The organism is Amycolatopsis sp. YIM 10, from assembly GCF_009429145.1.
Taxonomy (GTDB): domain Bacteria; phylum Actinomycetota; class Actinomycetes; order Mycobacteriales; family Pseudonocardiaceae; genus Amycolatopsis.
The window spans coordinates 4184074-4198822 of record NZ_CP045480.1; the positions used below are offsets into that span (position 1 = coordinate 4184074).

General features: G+C 71.1%; 17 protein-coding genes and 2 pseudogenes. 14 read left to right on the forward strand and 5 right to left on the reverse strand.

The annotated features are described in order from the left end of the window. Positions 1-74 precede the first annotated feature (74 nt). From YIM_RS20205 to YIM_RS20220, 4 genes are all read left to right on the forward strand, one after another. Positions 75-848 (forward strand): endonuclease, encoded by a 774-nt coding sequence (locus tag YIM_RS20205; protein WP_153037111.1) that lies wholly within the window; start codon positions 75-77, stop codon positions 846-848. A 60-nt stretch (positions 849-908) separates the two neighbouring features. After that, a complete protein-coding gene (locus tag YIM_RS20210; protein WP_228004848.1) occupies positions 909-2816 on the forward strand; it encodes a beta-N-acetylglucosaminidase domain-containing protein in 1908 nt (635 codons plus the stop codon). A gap of 44 nt (positions 2817-2860) precedes the next feature. Next, a complete protein-coding gene (locus YIM_RS20215) occupies positions 2861-3208 on the forward strand; it encodes an STAS domain-containing protein (protein WP_153031837.1) in 348 nt (115 codons plus the stop codon). 103 nt (positions 3209-3311) lie between these two features. Next, positions 3312-4094, forward strand: coding sequence for an MEDS domain-containing protein (locus tag YIM_RS20220; protein ID WP_194240226.1), 783 nt, complete (start codon positions 3312-3314; stop codon positions 4092-4094). 3 nt (positions 4095-4097) lie between these two features. Here YIM_RS20220 and YIM_RS20225 read toward each other — a convergent pair whose 3' ends face one another. Further along, positions 4098-4835 carry a sulfite exporter TauE/SafE family protein gene (locus YIM_RS20225; RefSeq protein ID WP_153031839.1) on the reverse strand — a complete coding sequence of 246 codons (738 nt, stop codon included), beginning with the start codon at positions 4833-4835 and terminating at the stop codon, positions 4098-4100. 198 nt (positions 4836-5033) lie between these two features. On the opposite strand from YIM_RS20225, the gene YIM_RS20230 reads away from it, so the two are divergent. The 6 genes from YIM_RS20230 (at position 5034) to YIM_RS20255 (ending at position 8337) form a co-directional block, all read left to right on the forward strand. Next, positions 5034-5591, forward strand: a complete 558-nt coding sequence (locus tag YIM_RS20230; protein WP_194240227.1) for an RNA polymerase sigma factor — start codon at positions 5034-5036, stop codon at positions 5589-5591. Then, the gene (locus YIM_RS20235; RefSeq protein ID WP_153031840.1) at positions 5582-6139 is read left to right on the forward strand and encodes an Asp23/Gls24 family envelope stress response protein; all 558 of its coding nucleotides are present in this window, start codon (positions 5582-5584) and stop codon (positions 6137-6139) included. Before YIM_RS20230 ends, YIM_RS20235 begins: the two co-directional genes overlap by 10 nt. 20 nt (positions 6140-6159) lie before the next feature. Beyond that, complete coding sequence (locus YIM_RS20240) at positions 6160-6531, forward strand: Asp23/Gls24 family envelope stress response protein (RefSeq protein WP_153031841.1); 372 nt, start codon at positions 6160-6162, stop codon at positions 6529-6531. Further along, positions 6528-6851, forward strand: coding sequence for a hypothetical protein (locus tag YIM_RS20245; protein WP_228004849.1), 324 nt, complete (start codon positions 6528-6530; stop codon positions 6849-6851). The genes YIM_RS20240 and YIM_RS20245 overlap by 4 nt, the downstream gene beginning before the upstream one ends. A gap of 60 nt (positions 6852-6911) precedes the next feature. Further along, positions 6912-7382, forward strand: coding sequence for an Asp23/Gls24 family envelope stress response protein (locus YIM_RS20250; protein ID WP_153031842.1), 471 nt, complete (start codon positions 6912-6914; stop codon positions 7380-7382). Between the two features lie 103 nt (positions 7383-7485). Next, the gene (locus YIM_RS20255; protein ID WP_153031843.1) at positions 7486-8337 is read left to right on the forward strand and encodes a class I SAM-dependent methyltransferase; all 852 of its coding nucleotides are present in this window, start codon (positions 7486-7488) and stop codon (positions 8335-8337) included. Positions 8338-8389: 52 nt separating this feature from the next. On the opposite strand, the pseudogene YIM_RS49200 reads toward YIM_RS20255, so the two are convergent. Next, positions 8390-8585, reverse strand: a pseudogene (locus YIM_RS49200) (transposase); the annotation flags it as partial. A gap of 4 nt (positions 8586-8589) precedes the next feature. Continuing rightward, positions 8590-8685: pseudogene (locus YIM_RS50040) on the reverse strand (IS5/IS1182 family transposase); the annotation flags it as partial. Between the two features lie 454 nt (positions 8686-9139). Between YIM_RS50040 and YIM_RS20265 the strand changes: the two are divergent. The 4 genes from YIM_RS20265 (at position 9140) to YIM_RS20280 (ending at position 12390) form a co-directional block, all read left to right on the forward strand. Further along, complete coding sequence (locus tag YIM_RS20265) at positions 9140-10333, forward strand: erythromycin esterase family protein (RefSeq protein WP_153031844.1); 1194 nt, start codon at positions 9140-9142, stop codon at positions 10331-10333. A 255-nt stretch (positions 10334-10588) separates the two neighbouring features. Continuing rightward, the gene (locus YIM_RS20270; protein WP_153037116.1) at positions 10589-10804 is read left to right on the forward strand and encodes a DUF397 domain-containing protein; all 216 of its coding nucleotides are present in this window, start codon (positions 10589-10591) and stop codon (positions 10802-10804) included. A 154-nt stretch (positions 10805-10958) separates the two neighbouring features. Then, positions 10959-11777 (forward strand): NPP1 family protein, encoded by an 819-nt coding sequence (locus YIM_RS20275; RefSeq protein WP_153031845.1) that lies wholly within the window; start codon positions 10959-10961, stop codon positions 11775-11777. A gap of 103 nt (positions 11778-11880) precedes the next feature. Then, entirely contained in the window at positions 11881-12390 is a 510-nt protein-coding gene (locus YIM_RS20280) for a GNAT family N-acetyltransferase (RefSeq protein WP_153031846.1), read from the forward strand. Here YIM_RS20280 and YIM_RS20285 read toward each other — a convergent pair. Both YIM_RS20285 and YIM_RS20290 read right to left on the reverse strand, forming a co-directional pair. Continuing rightward, positions 12374-13381, reverse strand: a complete 1008-nt coding sequence (locus YIM_RS20285) for a hemolysin family protein (RefSeq protein ID WP_153031847.1) — start codon at positions 13379-13381, stop codon at positions 12374-12376. The genes YIM_RS20280 and YIM_RS20285 overlap by 17 nt on opposite strands. Beyond that, on the reverse strand, positions 13378-14718 hold the full coding sequence (locus YIM_RS20290; protein ID WP_194240329.1) for a hemolysin family protein: 1341 nt from the start codon (positions 14716-14718) through the stop codon (positions 13378-13380). The genes YIM_RS20285 and YIM_RS20290 overlap by 4 nt, the downstream gene beginning before the upstream one ends. Positions 14719-14749: the final 31 nt, after the last annotated feature.

Here is a 14749-nt window from a genome sequence, read left to right on the forward strand (position 1 = left end):
TCTCCCAGCTGTCAGTCTTTCACCGACAGTGATATCAAGTGGTGAGGAGATTCTGGGTGGCCACCAAGCGAATCCTGCGGCGCACGGCCGGCGCGGCCCTGGCCGGTGCGCTGGCCGCGGCCGGCCTGCTCGCGGCGCCCGCCGCGCAGTCGGCTGAACCGCCCGCCGACTACTACGCCGCCGCCGAGGGCAAGTCCGGCGCCGAACTCAAGGCGGCACTGCACACCATCATCAGCTCCGGCGTCACCACCCTGAACTACGACGACGTGTGGGAGGCGCTCAAGACCACCGACGAGGACCCGGGCAACGCCGCCAACGTGCTGCTGCTCTACAGCGGCGAGTCCCGCAGCAAGGACGCCAGCGGCGGCGACTCCGGGGACTGGAACCGCGAGCACACCTGGGCCAAGTCCCACGGCGACTTCGGCACCTCGCCCGGCCCCGGCACCGACATCCACCACCTGCGCCCCACCGACGTCACGGTGAACAGCATCCGGGGCAGCAAGGACTTCGACAACGGCGGCGAACCGGTCGAGGGCGCTCCCGGCAACCTCACCGACGACGACTCGTTCGAAGCTCGGGACGAGGTCAAGGGCGACGTCGCCAGGATGATCATGTACATGGGCGTGCGCTGGGACGGCGGCGACGGCTTCGCCGACCTGGAGCCCAACGACCAGGTCGGCAACGGTTCGGCGCCGGCCATCGGCAAGATCTCGGTGCTGCTGCAGTGGCACGAGGCGGACCCGGTGGACGACGTGGAGAAGAACCGCAACGACGCGATCTTCGGCATCCAGAAGAACCGCAATCCGTTCATCGACCACCCGGAGTGGGCGGGATCGGTATACGGATGACGGGTTGACGGCGCACTGGATCCCTGGTGGTCTGGACCAAAGATCGACTAGGGAGGTCCGGTGCGCCGATCCGTCCGAACCACCGCGGTGGCCGCTGCTCTCGGCGTCGTCATGGGGCTGACGCCGGGGGCGGCGGCCGCCGCGGAACCACGGGAGACCCGGTTGCCCGTGGTCACGCCCACGCCGCAGGCGATGGAGGGCAACGGCCACCAGCTGCGGGTTCCCGCCCGCGTCGGCCTGGTCCTGGCCGAAGGCGCCGACGACGCCACCGCCGAACTCGTCCGCCGCACGCTGGAGCACGCCGGCGCGCGCGAAGTGGTGGACGGCGAGGCCGAACTCACCGTGGTCGCGGGCCTCATCTCCGATCCCGCGGTCTCCGGCGCGCTGACCGAAGCCGGGGGAGCGAAGCCGGCCGAGCTGCGGCCGGAGGGCTACTCGCTCGCCGCGCGGGCGCACGGTCGCGGCGGCCTGGTCGCGCTGGCGGGCAACGACGGTGACGGCGTCTACTACGCCGCGCAGACCTTGCGCCAGCTCGCCGCACCGGGCCGGATCGCGGCGGCCAAGGTGACCGACCACCCGCTGATGGCGCTGCGCGGCAGCATCGAGGGCTTCTACGGCGCGCCGTGGTCGCACGAGGACCGGCTCGACCAGCTCGCCTTCTACGGCGACATCAAGGCCAACACCTACATTTACACCCCGAAGGACGACCTCTACCTGCGCGAGAAGTGGCGTGAGCCGTACCCGGCCGCCGAGCTGGCGAAGCTCAAGGAGCTGATCGACGCCGCCGCGGACCACCACGTGCAGTTCACCTACGCCGTCTCGCCCGGCCCGTCGATCTGCTACAGCGACCCGGCCGATGTCAAGGCACTGCACGACAAGCTCGCGTCCATCCGTGATCAGGGCGCGGAAAGCTTCTACATCGCGCTCGACGACATCAGCTACACCAAGTGGAACTGCGCCGGGGACGAGCAGAAGTACGGCGCGCCCGGCCAGGCCGCCGCGGGTCAGGCACAGGCCGACCTGCTCAACGGCGTCCAGCGCGACTTCATCGACAAGGTCGGCGCGCAGCCGCTGCAGATGGTTCCCACCGAGTACTCGGACGTGGCCGACTCGCCGTACAAGAAGGTGCTGCGGGAGAGCCTCGACGAGCGGATCGTCGTGCAGTGGACCGGCACCGACGTGGTGCCGCCGTCGATCAGCGTGGCCGACGCGGAGAAAGCCGCGCAGGTCTGGGGCCGCAAGGTCTTCCTGTGGGACAACTACCCGGTCAACGACTACGGGCAGACCACAGGACGGCTGCTGATGGCGCCCTACGACAAGCGCGAGGCCGGGCTGCACGCCGCGCTCGGCGGCATCGTGCTCAACCCGATGAACCAGGCGGCGCCGAGCAAGGTCGCGCTGTTCGGCGGCGCGTCCTTCGCCTGGAACGACCAGGACTACGACGCCGGGCGCACCTGGCGCGCGGCCGCGGACTACCTGGCCGCCGGGGACGCCCGCACCGCCGAAGCGCTGCTCGCCTTCTTCGACACCCAGCACCTCGCGCCCACCTTCGGCGAGGTCGTCTGGCAGCCGCAGGCCCCGGTGCTGAAGTCCAAAGTGGACGCCGTACGCGCGGAGCCGGGTGGAGCCGCGCTTCGGGAGCTGGGCTCGTACGCCGACCTGCTCGCCGCGGCGCCGGAGCGCATCCGCGGCGGGGTGCCCGACCCGGCCTTCTCCGCGCAGGCCGCGCCGTGGCTGGACGCGCTGACCCTGTGGGGCCGGGCGCTCCAGTCCACAGTGGACGGGCTGGAGCTGGCGCCGGAGGACCGCCCGGCCGCCGGCCGGGCCTTCGCCGAAGCGGCGGACCTCGCCGCCGAGGCCGCGAAGATCCGGACCATTCCCGGCACCACCCGCCCGCAGGGGCCGGTCCGGGTCGCCGATGGTGTGCTGGACACCTTCGTCGCCGACGCACCGGGGCTGATTCCCTGACCCTCCGGCGTTACTCTTCACCCCTCGGCGAAGAGGAGTTCCCCATGGTGTGGTCGGCCACGCCGGAGGTGCACGGCGGTGTCCTGATCCTCGCGCTCACCGGAGAGCTGGACCTGGCGGTGGTCGACGAGCTCACCGGGGCGCTGGAAGAGGCGTTCGAGCGCGGTACCCACGGGCTGGTGGTGGACATGATCGGCGTGAGCTTCTGCGATTCCAGTTGCCTGCACGCGTTGCTGCGCATCGCCCGCCGCACCCAGGCGGCCGAGCGCGGGTTCGGCCTGGTGGCGGTGTCCCCGGCGATCGTCCGCCCGGTCACCGTGCTCAACCTGACCCAGGCACTGCCGATCTCGGCGAGCGTCAACGAGGCGGTGGCACACGTCCGGCGGCGCTGAGACCAGGCAAATGGCGGAAGTTGGCGGTTTTCCCCGTCAGTCGGTTCATCCGCCCGGCCGAACTTGCTGGGCGTGCGAACGCGCCGCGTCTACGCTACCCGCCGTGAGGGCGGCCGGGCAGGATCCGACGATGTCGTACGGGCACATCGGAGTGGTGGTTGACTCGCCGGAGGACCACGACGAACTGGTCGGCCTGTCGCGGGCGCGGGGCGGGCGTGCCGGAGAGAAGGTGATCGTGGTCGGCTCGGCCGAGCCTTGGGGCCGCGGCGCCGACCTGCTGGCGCCGTTCTCGCTGGGCGCGGGACTGGTCGGCGGCCTGCGGACGGAGGTGAGCCTCGCGCAGCGCGAGGGTTTCCGCGGTCTCCGCGTGGTCGCCGACATGCAGGAACTCGGCCTGGACTCGCTGTCCGCGCGTGAGCTGGTGGAATTCGAGCTGGACCTGGACCGGGTGGTCAGCGAAGCGGGCGCCACCATGGTCTGCGTGTACCGCAACGGGGGATTCACCCCGGGCGAAGTGGGCGCGGCGATGTGCGCGCACCCGCTCGGGTTCGGCGCGAACCGCGATGACCGCGGGTTCCGGATGGGCAGCGCGGGCCGGGGTGAATGGCGGGTCAGCGGCGAGATCGACGGCCACAACGCCGATCTGTTCGAGCTGGCGATGCAGACCGCGGCCGGCATGTCCGCGCGGATGCGGCTGACCTTCGACGACCTGCGGTTCATCGACGTGGCCGGGATGCGGGTGCTGGCCAGGGTGGCCGCCGCCTTCCCCGACCTCCGGCTGACCCTGGTCGACCCGCCCGCCTCGTTCCTGCGGTGCTGGGAGGTCTTCGGGCTGGGCACGCCGGGACCCGCCCGCGCGAAGATGCGGGTGGAACTGCTCCGCTGAGCGTCACCACAGCGCCAGCGCCGGTTGGGCGAACAGGAACAGCCCCACGCCGACCAGGATGCAGGCGGACACCTGGCGCAGCCGCTCGGCGGGCAGCCGCCGCGCGAACCGGGCGCCCGCGACCACGGCCGCCGCCGCGACCACCCCGAGCAGCGCGCCGAGTCCGAAGTGGACGGATCCGGTGGTGCCGTAGCCGAGCACCGCGAACGCGGCCAGCGGCACCTGGATGAGCTGACCGGCCGCGACCGCGGCGAGCGGGGCCACGCCGAGCAGCACCAGCACCGGCACCAGCAGCACCGGGCCGCCGGTGCCGGTCAGCGCCGAGCCGAAACCGACCACGGCGCCGGTGGCCAGTGAGGTGGCCGGGGGCAGGCGCGTGCGTTCACCGCCGCCGCGGGCGCGCAGCCGGTGCACCCCGGCGCCGAGCGTGATCGAACCCAGTGCCAGCCACACCACCAGCGGTGAGACCAGCCCGTTGACCAGCGCACCCGCGGCCGCCGCCGGGGCCGCGCCCAGCGCCAGCCGGTTCGCCAGCGGCCACGGCATGCTCGCGTTCCGCGCGTAGGCCAGCGTGCCGACCACGCCGGTGAACAGGAACGCCCAGCTGCTGGTGCCCGCCGCGGTGTGCACGTCGAGCCCGGCCAGGTGCACCAGCGCGGGCGGCAGCAGTACTCCGCCGACGCCGACCGCGCCGATGAGCAGCCCCACCGGCACCGCGAGCACCACCACCCCGATCGTCACGCTCCGAACCTAGGCGCTGTGCTCGCCGCCCGGTCGGGTGACTCGCGCGCGTAGGACGGGTCCGAAGGGCTCCGGCGCGCGTACCATCCGCGGTCGGAAAGCCGGTGGAAAATTCCCGGCGGACCGGCGTGACGAATCGGCGGCGTGTGTGTCCTTCAGAGCAGAAATCCGGAAACCAGTCGTCAGGAGGAAGCTGCTGTGTCAGCCGCGCCCATCACCGAGGGCCCGCTGGACGACGTCACGCTCGTCGCCAGGGCCCGTGACGGTGACACGCAGGCCTATGAGCAGCTCGTGCGCCGTTACCAAGGCCCGATGTACGGGCTCGCGGTGCGTATGCTGGCGAGCCGGGGCGACGCCGAGGACGTCGTGCAGGAGGTCTTCCTGACCGCGTGGCGGCGCCTCGGCCAGCTGCAGGACGACGGGGCCTTCGTCGGCTGGCTGTATCGCGCCACCACCAACCGGTGCCTCAACGTGATCCGCGCGCGGCGGCCGACTTCGGCGGTGGAGCCGGACGAGCAGGAGTCCCCGGTGCCGCGCCCGGAGCGGGCGGTGGAGGTGGGCGCCCAGCTGGCCGCGCTGAGCCGGGCGCTGCAGCAGCTGACCGGGGAGCAACGGGCCTGCTGGCTGCTCAGAGAAGTGCACGGGCGGTCCTACGAGGAGATCGCGCGGGCGGTGGGCACCACGGCCACCGCGGTGCGGGGGCGGATCGCGCGGGCACGCGGACAACTGGCGGAGGTGATGGCGCCGTGGCGATGAACCAGGCTGCCGAGTCCTACCCGCTGCCCTGCGGACGGGACGTCGAGACGGTGTGGGACCGGCTCGACGAGGTGGAATCGGGGCGGGCCGACGAGCACGACCTCTCGTGCGAGCACTGCCGGGCCGCCAGGGAAGGCCTGCTGGTGCTGCGCACGCTCACCGGGGAACTGGCCAGGGAGGTGGTCGAGCCGCCGCCGGACCTGCTCGGCCGGATCATGTCGGCGGTGCGGGCCGAGGTCCGCAGGCACGACCTGCTGCCGCTGCCCACTCCCGAGCCGGGCCAGGCGCGGGTCAGCGACCGGGCGGTGGCCGCGATCCTGCGGTTCGCCGCGGACAGCGTGGACGGCGTGCGAGCCAGGGGCTGCCGGGTCGATGTCACCGTCAGCGGTGCCTTCGACGTGCGACTGGATCTCGCGGTGAGTTATCACGCCTTCGCCGCGGACGCGCTGGACACCGTGCGGGAGCGGGTTTCGGCCGCGGCGGTGGCGCGGGTCGGGGTGAGCCTGGCCCAGCTGGACGTCCGGGTCGCCGATCTGTACGAGGACTGACGGGGTTTGCGGGAGTGGCAGTGACGATCGGCGAATGGGTGATCGGCGAGCCGGTGGTGGCCGCGGTGGCGGCGGCCGCGGCCGCCGGGGTGCCCGGCGTGGCCCGGCTCGAACCGGGTGTGCTCGGCCTGGTCGGTTCGCTGGGGCGCACGCTGCGCCAGCAGGTGAAGGGCTTGGACCCGGCGCCGACCGAAGGGGTCAGGGTCAGCTACGAGGACAACGCCGAGGTGCGGCTGGAGGTCGATCTGGTGCTGTCCGGGTCGGAACAGGTGGCCGCGGTGGCGCAGGCGGTGCAGCGCGCGGTGGCCGGCGCGGTGACCGCGGCGACCGGGCTCGCGGTGGCCTCGGTTTCGGTCGCGGTACTGGATGTCGAGCTGCGGGGTGGCTGGTGAGCGGAGTGGTCGTCGAGGAACTGCTGACGGCGTTGCGGAAGGTGCCGGGACTGCGCCCGGCCACGCCGGCCACCGTGCCGTCGCTGGCCTGGGTGCCGTGGGACTGGGACGACCTGGCCGTCACGGTCACTCCCGAGCTGGTGGAAATCCGGCTGGTGGCGACAAAACTGCCGCTGCCGCCGGTGCTGGGCCATGCCGAGGAACTGCTCACCCCGGTGCTGCCGCCTGGTGCGCGGCTGCGCCTGGTGGTCACCGACATCGACCGCGTGGCGCTGAACCCCCACCGGGAAAGTGACCTGGATTACCCGATCGGGTCGTGACGTTCCGGTTCCCCCGGTGTCCTACCGATGACCACAGTGGACAAACCAAGGGAGGAACCGATGAGCACCGCCACCACCCCCGCCATCGCGCCGAAGGCCGAGAGCAAGGCTTCGGTGGAACTGGTGAAGACCGACGGCAAGCTGGTCACCGAGCAGGGCGTCACTTCCATCGCCGACACCGTGGTGCGGAAGATCGCCGGCCTGGCCGCGCGCGAGGTCGGCGGCGTGCACGCACTCGGCGGCGGTGCGGCGCGGGCGATCAGCGCCCTGCGCGAGCGGATCCCGGGCGCCTCGGCGAGTGCCGGGCAGGGCGTCTCGGTCGAGGTGGGGGAGAAGCAGACCGCCGTCGACCTGCAGATCGTGGTGGAGTACGGCGCCGGCATCGCCGACGTCTCACGCGCCGTGCGACGCAACGTGATCATCGCCATCGAGCACATGACCGGCCTCGAAGTGGTCGAGGTGAACATCCACGTCCACGACCTCCACCTCCCCGACGACGATCACCCCACCACCCCCACCCGAGTCCGGTAACCCACCACGAGGGCAAGCCCACGCGACCGCCAGACCGCCATGCCGTTGGGGCTCTTGAGCGGTGGCCGTGTACGCTGAGCTGCCGATTCTGGGGGGAGTGGCTGTGACCGATACGCCGACCGTGGACTCGTCCAACACCGATCAGTTCCGCTCCTGGGACGGCGGCGGCGGAACGTTCTGGACCGAGTACTCCGGCCGCTTCGACGAAGGCATGGCCGGCTACCACGGTGAGCTGTTGGCAGCGGCCGATATCCAGCCGGATTCGGTGACACTGGACATCGGCTGCGGCAGCGGCCAGGTCACCCGTGACGCGGCCCGCGCCGCCCCTGAAGGTTCGGCGCTGGGCGTGGACCTGTCGTCGCCGCTGCTGGACCTCGCGCGCACGCTGGCCGCGAAGGACCAGTTGACCAACGCGACGTTCGTCCAAGCGGACGCGCAAGTCCACGACTTGGGCGAGGCGCGCTTCGACGTCGCCGTCAGCCGGCACGGCACGATGTTCTTCGGCGATCGACTGGCGGCGTTCGCCAACATCGCGCGCGCCATCCGGCCAGGCGGCCGATTCGTGCAGCTGACCTGGCAAGCTCTCGACCGCAACGAAGGCATCAGCACCTTCCGCACCATCGCCTCCGGCGGTCGCGAACTACCACCGCCGCCGCCCGAGGCACCGACGCCGTTCTCGATGAGCGACCCCGACCGCGTGCACCGGCTGATGCGCGAAGCCGGCTTCGCCGACGTCGAGCTGACAAGCCTGACCGTCCCCATGTACTACGGCCGGGACGTCGACGACGCGTTCGACTTCATCGCCGGCAACTTTGCCTCGTCATTCGACCAGCTCGCCGACGCAGCCCGGTCCCGCGCGCTCGACGCCCTGAAGGTCAACATCGCCGAACACCTGACCGACCGAGGCGTGCTATACGACGCGGCACACTGGCTCATCCACGCCCGCCGCACCTGAACGCCTCACCGCCGCCGGCACCTCTGAGCGCAAAGGGATCGGCCAGCTTTGGAGAACCATGCTCGACACCGCGCCGGGTGATCAGCGGGTGATGCCACGGGCTCGCACCAAGCGGCGGTACTTGTCGTGGTCATAGCCGCGGTCGTGTAGAGCCGCTGTGGCCGCCGACGTGGCTTGCCGACCACGCCCTGAGTGGGCGGGACGGCGTCGAGCAGCGGAATCAGCTGGGTGACGTCGTTGCGGTGTCCGCTGCCACAACCCGGTCTCCTGCCACTCGGCCAGCCGCCGCCAGCACGTGGGGCCGGAGGCGCCGAACAGGTTCGTGGGCAGCGTGTTCCAGCCGCGCCCACAGCTCGCCGGCCAAGATCTGCTCACGCATCCGATAACGCTGGAAGATCCGACACCGCGGCCGAAGCTGGCACGCCAGCTTTACGAGAGCCGCCGGGCCGGGGCGGTCGGGGTTTGTGGCGCTCGGCCGGGTGATCGCGTCGGGGGTGGCTTGGGGCGGGGTGGACTGCGAGATTTTCTTTGTGGCGCCGGGCAAACAGCGGCAAAGCGCCGGGGTGGCGGGCCCTGCACGGGTGGGTGAAGGGTGGTTTCGCGCCGGGCCGATCCGGGCAAGTGTGGGCCTCGAAGCACCGGACGGGAGGTGACGAGCCGTGCTGACCTGGATCACCGTCTTCGTGCTCGTGGTGGCGGGTATCGGAGCGATCCTGCCCCTGCGCCGCGAGCGGCCCCGCGAGCGTCGCTGACGGGTTCCGGCGGCTAGGGTGGGCTTCCGATCATCAGCTGGGGAGCCGCGATGCCGTTGCCGGAGTCCGTGCGCCCGTTGCCGCTGACCGGGATCGCCTCGCTCGTGGGTGACGCCAAGGTCGTGGCCATCGGGGAGAACAACCACTACATCCGCGAGTTCGGGCAGCTCCGCGCCCAGCTCCTCCGCTCGCTGGTGACCGAACTCGGGTTCAGCGTGCTCGCCTACGAATCGGGCTTCGCCGAGGGCGAACTCGCCGACGAGTGGATCCACGGCGCCCCGGGCGAGCCGGAGGTGGTGGCGCGCAACGGGTTCACCTTCCGCTTCGGCGAGCCCGCCGAGGTGCGTGGAATGCTCGGCTGGCTTCGTGAGCACAACGCCGGTGGCGGCCGGGTGCGCTTCGCCGGGCTGGATCTGCCTGGCGCGGGCGGGTCCGCGCTCCCGGCGCTGGCCAAGGTGCGTGACTACCTCGCCCCGCGCGGGTCCACCGAGCCGGCGGACGCCGCCATCGAAGCGACCGCGTCCTACCAGAGCGCCAACAACAGCGTCGCCTTCGCTCGGTACAGCGAACTGGACGACACCGAGCGCGACGCGGCCACCGCCGCCCTCGCGCGACTGCTGCTCCAACTCGACGCGATGCCCGACAAGGACCCCCAGCACCTGGTCGCCCGCCACCACGCGCTCGGCGCGCTCCGCCTGGACGAGCACCTGCGCGAGTTCATCGTGCTCGGCGCGGCCCAGGCGCCCGCGAAGGTCGTCTCCTCCCGGGACGTCTACCACGCCGAGACCGTCCGCCTGCTACGCGAGTTGCACGGGCCCGAAGCCCGCATCGTGCTGATGATGCACAACGCCCACATCCAGCGCGTGCCGATGGAACTCCTGCCAGGCATCCGGGCCGATTCCGCGGGCACCCACCTCGCCGGGCCCGACTACGTGGCGATCGGCGTCACCGCGACCGGCGGCACCACCACCGACACCGAACTCGACGACCACGCGCCCGAGGGGTTCGACGTCGTCGGACGACCGGCCGGACCGCCCGCCGAGGACAGCATCGAGGCCGCGGTCGCCGGGCAGGAGCCGGTACTGCTGGACCTCCGCGCGGCCCGAGGCGCGGCCGGAGACACAGACATCCCCGGGAGGATCCGGCATGTCACGACCCATTTGGCGGTAGACCTGCCCGCCGCCTTCGACGCTGTCGTCTGCCTACCAGGGATGACGCCGGACCCGCTGACGACCCCGCGCTGAGGCTGCGAAATCGGGGTACTCGATCGGGGCGATTACCGCTCGAAGATCACTGAGCGGAGTCTGATCATGGGTCGAGTGTCCCTCGAACGAGTGAGGAACACCCGTCTGACCTGCAAAAGGCTTAATGCACGTGCATTTTCATCTGCTCTTGCGCGTGCTATGGTCCTCAGCACAGTCAGATGCACGTGCATTTGCATCCCCTGGTGAGATTGAGTCGGGAAGGTGGAGATCAAGGTGGCGCAGATTTCGAACGGGATGCCGGCCGAGTTGCTGGCCGGTGCGCAGTGGCGCAAGAGCTCCCGCAGTGGTGCGGTGGGCAACTGCGTGGAGGTCGCTCCGCTGGCCAATGGGGAGATCGCGGTCCGCAACTCGCGGTTCCCGACCGGTCCGGCCCTGATCTACACGCAGGCCGAGATGGCAGCCTTCCTCGCCGGCGCCAAGGACGGCGAGTTCGACGACGTACTGAGCTGACCCCCGGCGTCCCTGCCGGTCTTGGCTGTCCGCTGTGGACTACAAGGCTGAAGTGTGAATGCTTTTCAAATTCCTACTTTGGTCCGTTGTGAGTTGACTTGAGTTCTCCCTACGCTTTGGCGGGTCGACGCCGAGCGAAGGGAACCGCCCCCCGATGCGTACTCACACCGGCAGTCCACGGCCACGGACCGAACCGGCAGGCCGCCGGTGGCGGGGCAGGACCTCCTTCGCGGCCAAGTCGCTGGTCGGCGCGGCCGTGCTGACCCTGGCCCTGCCCCCGGCGCTGGCCTTCGCGGATCCGCCCCGCGCCCTGCCCTCCAGCGTCGCCGAGCCCGACGGCAAGTGGCAGCCCGCCTTCGACTACGACACCGACGGCTGCTACCCCACGCCCGCGATCGGCCCCGACGGCACCATCGCCCCCGGGTTGAACAACTCGGGCGCGCTCAACGGCAACTGCCGTGATCAGTCCGATTTGGACAACACGAACTCCTACGCGCGCTCCAAGTGCAACAACGGCTGGTGCGCCTACCTCTACGACCTGTACTTCGAGAAGGACCAGGCGGTGCCCGGCCTCGACGCCTTCGGCCACCGGCACGACATCGAGCACGTGGTGGTCTGGGTGCAGGACGACCAGGCCCGGTACGTGTCCACCTCGGAGCACGGCAACTACGCCAAGCACGCCGCCGCGGACGTGCGGTGGGAAGGCACCCACGCCAAGATCGTCTACCACAAGGACGGCGCGAGCACGCACTGCTTCCGCAAGGCGGGCACCGGGGACGAGCCGCCGGAGAACCACTACGGCACCTGGCAGTACCCGGACCTGGTGAGCTGGAACAACTTCCCGGCGGGCATCCGCGACAAGCTCGTCTCGGCCGACTTCGGCAGCGCCAGCCTGGCGATCAAGGACGGCGCCTTCGAGTCGAACCTGGAGAAGGCCAAGCCGGACGGCATCCCGTTCGATCCCCGAGCCTAAGTGGTTGCCATCGGAAGTCCTTCGCGGGTATCGGCGGATTCAGGTTTCCGCTGGGCCGTCGAGGCCCCGAAGGACTTCCGATGGTGACCACTAAGCTGCCCGGATGAACGACGTGGCACCGAGACCGCGCCCGGCCACCTCGGCGGACGCGGCGGCCATCGCGCGGATCTGGTACCCCGGCTGGCGCGACGCCCACCTGGGCAACGTGCCGGACGCGCTGCTCGCGGTGCGGACCGAGGCATCCTTCGGCGAGCGCGCGGCGCGGCGGGTGATCGACCCGGCCACGCGCACCGCGGTCGCCGAGGCCGGGGGAGAGGTCGCCGGGTTCGTGATGGTGGTCGATGACGAAGTCGAGCAGGTCTACGTCTCGGCCGGGCACCGCGGCTCCGGCGTGGCCGGTCTGCTGCTGGCCGAGGCGGAACGTCTGGTCGCCGGGAACGGCCACCGGTCCGCCTGGCTGGCCGTGGTCGCGGGCAACACCAGGGCGCGGCGGTTCTACGAACGCCACGGCTGGGCCGACGAGGGCCTGTTCGACCACGCGGCGCCGCACGAGGACGGCCCGATCACCGTCCCCGCGCACCGCTACGTCAAACCCGTCACGCGGCCTCGGTGACGAGCAGCCGGTCGAGCAGGTCGCGCAGGGTGACCAGGCCGATCAGCTCACCGTCGGACTCCACCAGCGCCAGATGGTTCCGGCTGTCCCGCATGGTGTTCAGCGCGAGATAGATCGCCGTGCCGGCGTCGAAGGTGAGCACCGGCCGCATCAGTTCGCCCGCCGTGCCGCCCGGTTTGAGCGCGTCACGCACGTGGACCACCCCGATCGGCGTCTCCCCGTCGAACACCACGAGCCGCAGGTGACCGCTGGCGCGCGCCACCTCCCGGATGGTTTCCACCGACGCCTCCGACGGCACACCGGCGACGTCCGCCCGGGGACGGGTGATTTCGCGCAGCGGCCGGGAATTCAACTCCAGCGCCGTGGCCAGTTGGTCGCGCCGCTCGGGCGCGAGAGCGCCCGCCTTCGCCGAGTGGTCGACCAGTTGGCGCAGGTCGTCGGCGGTGCGCCCGGCACTCATTTCGTCGACCGGCTGCACGCCGACCCGGCGCAGGCACCAGTTCGCCATGTTGTTCAGTCCCACCAGCAGTGGCCGCGTCACGCGCATGAAACCGCGCATCGGGATCGCGAGCAGGGTGGCCGAGCGCTCCGGGTGCGCGATGGCCCACGACTTGGGCGCCATCTCACCGACCACCAGGTGCAGGAAGGTGACCACCACCAGCGACAGCACAAACGCGACGATGTCGGCGGTGGCCGCGGGCAGGCCCCAGCCCTCCATCACCGGGGTCAGCACGTCGTGCACGGCCGGCTTGGCGATCGCGCCCAGCGCCAGCGTGCACAGGGTGATGCCGAGCTGCGATCCGGCCAGCAGCAAGGAAAGTTCGCGGGCGCTCTTGAGCGCCGCGCGCGCCGAAGCGCTGGTCACGGCGGCTTCCTCCAGCCGGTACCGGCGCGCGGCCATCAGCGCGAACTCGATGGCGACGAAGAACGCGCTCAGCGCGATGATCGCCGCCGAGATCAGCGAAGCCGTCAGCGGGCTCAGGCCACTCATCGCGGCACCTCCGTGTCGGCGGAGCTCAGGCCCACCCAGAGCAAAGCGGGTACGTGCCGTTCGATTTCGCGGACCTCCGCGGTGAGCCGGGCCCCGTCCTCGTCGATCCCGGCGGGCAGCGCGACGCGCACGGTGTCGCCGGGTTCGGGCAACCGGCCCAGTTCGGCGATGACCAGGCCACCCAGGGTTTCGTAGTCACCGTCGGGCAGGTCGTGGCCGAGCAGGCGCTCGACCTCGTCCACGTGCGTGGTGCCGGGGATCAGCCAGCCGCCGTTGTCGGCCAATGCCTGGTCCTCGTGCTCGGGATCGTGCTCGTCGGTGATCTCGCCGACCAGTTCTTCGGCGATGTCCTCCAGCGTGATCACCCCGGCGAGTCCGCCGTATTCGTCCATCACGCAGGCGAATTCGTCGCCGGACGCCCGCAGCCGGGTCAGCACGCCGGGCAGTGGTAGCGAAGCCGGGACGACCACGGCGTCGCGGGCGAGTCCGGCGACGGTCCGCTCGGGGTCGTCGCAGGCCAGCACGTCGTGCAGCCACAGCACGCCGAGCACGTCGTCGACGCTTTCGCCGAGCACGGGCAGCCGGGAATGCCCGCCCGCCATCAGGTCGACGGCCTCGGCCAGGGTCGCCTTCCCGGAGATCGCGGTGACCTGCGGCCGCGGGATCATCGCGTGCTCGGCGGTCCGGTCGTGCAGTTCGAGCGTCCGGTCGAGCAGGATCGACAGCTCGCCGGAGAGGTCGCCGCTGTCCCGGGACTCGGCCACGATGTGCTCGAGGTCGCGCGGGGTGGCGGCGTGCTCGACGTCGTGCACCGGTTCGATGCGCAACGCCTTGAGCAGCAGGTTGGACGCCTTGTCGAACAGGTGGATCAGCCAGCCGAAGGCGCCGAGGTAGAGCCGGGTCGAGAAGGCCAGGCGGCGCGCCACCGGTTCCGGCCTGGCGATCGCGAGGTTCTTCGGGAACAGCTCGCCGAAGAGCATCTGCACCAGCGTCGAGAACACCAGTGCCAGCACCGTGCCCACCGCGACGCCGACGGCTTGGGGCACACCGACGCCGCCGAGCAGGGTGCCGATGCCCGCGCCGATCATCGGCTCGGCCACGTACCCGACCAGCAGGCCGGTCACGGTGATGCCGAGCTGGGCGCCGGAGAGCATGAACGAGGTGCGCCGGGTGATGCCGAGCGCGCGTTCGGCGCCGCGGTCCCCGGCGGCCGCGCGGGCCTTGAGCCGGGAGCGGTCCACGGCCATGTAGCCGAACTCCTGGGCGACGAAGTAGCCGGTCGCGGCGGTCAGCAGGAGTACGACGAACACGCCGACGAGGATGTTGACCACCACCATCAGCACGGCGGCGCCACCCCCTCGCGCCGGA

What these genes read in the sequence shown, in the direction of transcription:
- YIM_RS20215 (WP_153031837.1), top strand. Translation starts at nt 2,861, where the DNA reads ATGGTGTGGTCGGCCACGCCGGAGGTGCACGGCGGTGTCCTGATCCTC.
- YIM_RS20250 (WP_153031842.1), top strand. Translation starts at nt 6,912, where the DNA reads ATGAGCACCGCCACCACCCCCGCCATCGCGCCGAAGGCCGAGAGCAAG.
- YIM_RS20265 (WP_153031844.1), top strand. Translation starts at nt 9,140, where the DNA reads ATGCCGTTGCCGGAGTCCGTGCGCCCGTTGCCGCTGACCGGGATCGCC.
- YIM_RS20270 (WP_153037116.1), top strand. Translation starts at nt 10,589, where the DNA reads ATGCCGGCCGAGTTGCTGGCCGGTGCGCAGTGGCGCAAGAGCTCCCGC.
- YIM_RS20275 (WP_153031845.1), top strand. Translation starts at nt 10,959, where the DNA reads ATGCGTACTCACACCGGCAGTCCACGGCCACGGACCGAACCGGCAGGC.
- YIM_RS20280 (WP_153031846.1), top strand. Translation starts at nt 11,881, where the DNA reads ATGAACGACGTGGCACCGAGACCGCGCCCGGCCACCTCGGCGGACGCG.
- YIM_RS20285 (WP_153031847.1), bottom strand. Translation starts at nt 13,381, where the DNA reads ATGAGTGGCCTGAGCCCGCTGACGGCTTCGCTGATCTCGGCGGCGATC.
- YIM_RS20290 (WP_194240329.1), bottom strand. Translation starts at nt 14,718, where the DNA reads ATGGTGGTGGTCAACATCCTCGTCGGCGTGTTCGTCGTACTCCTGCTG.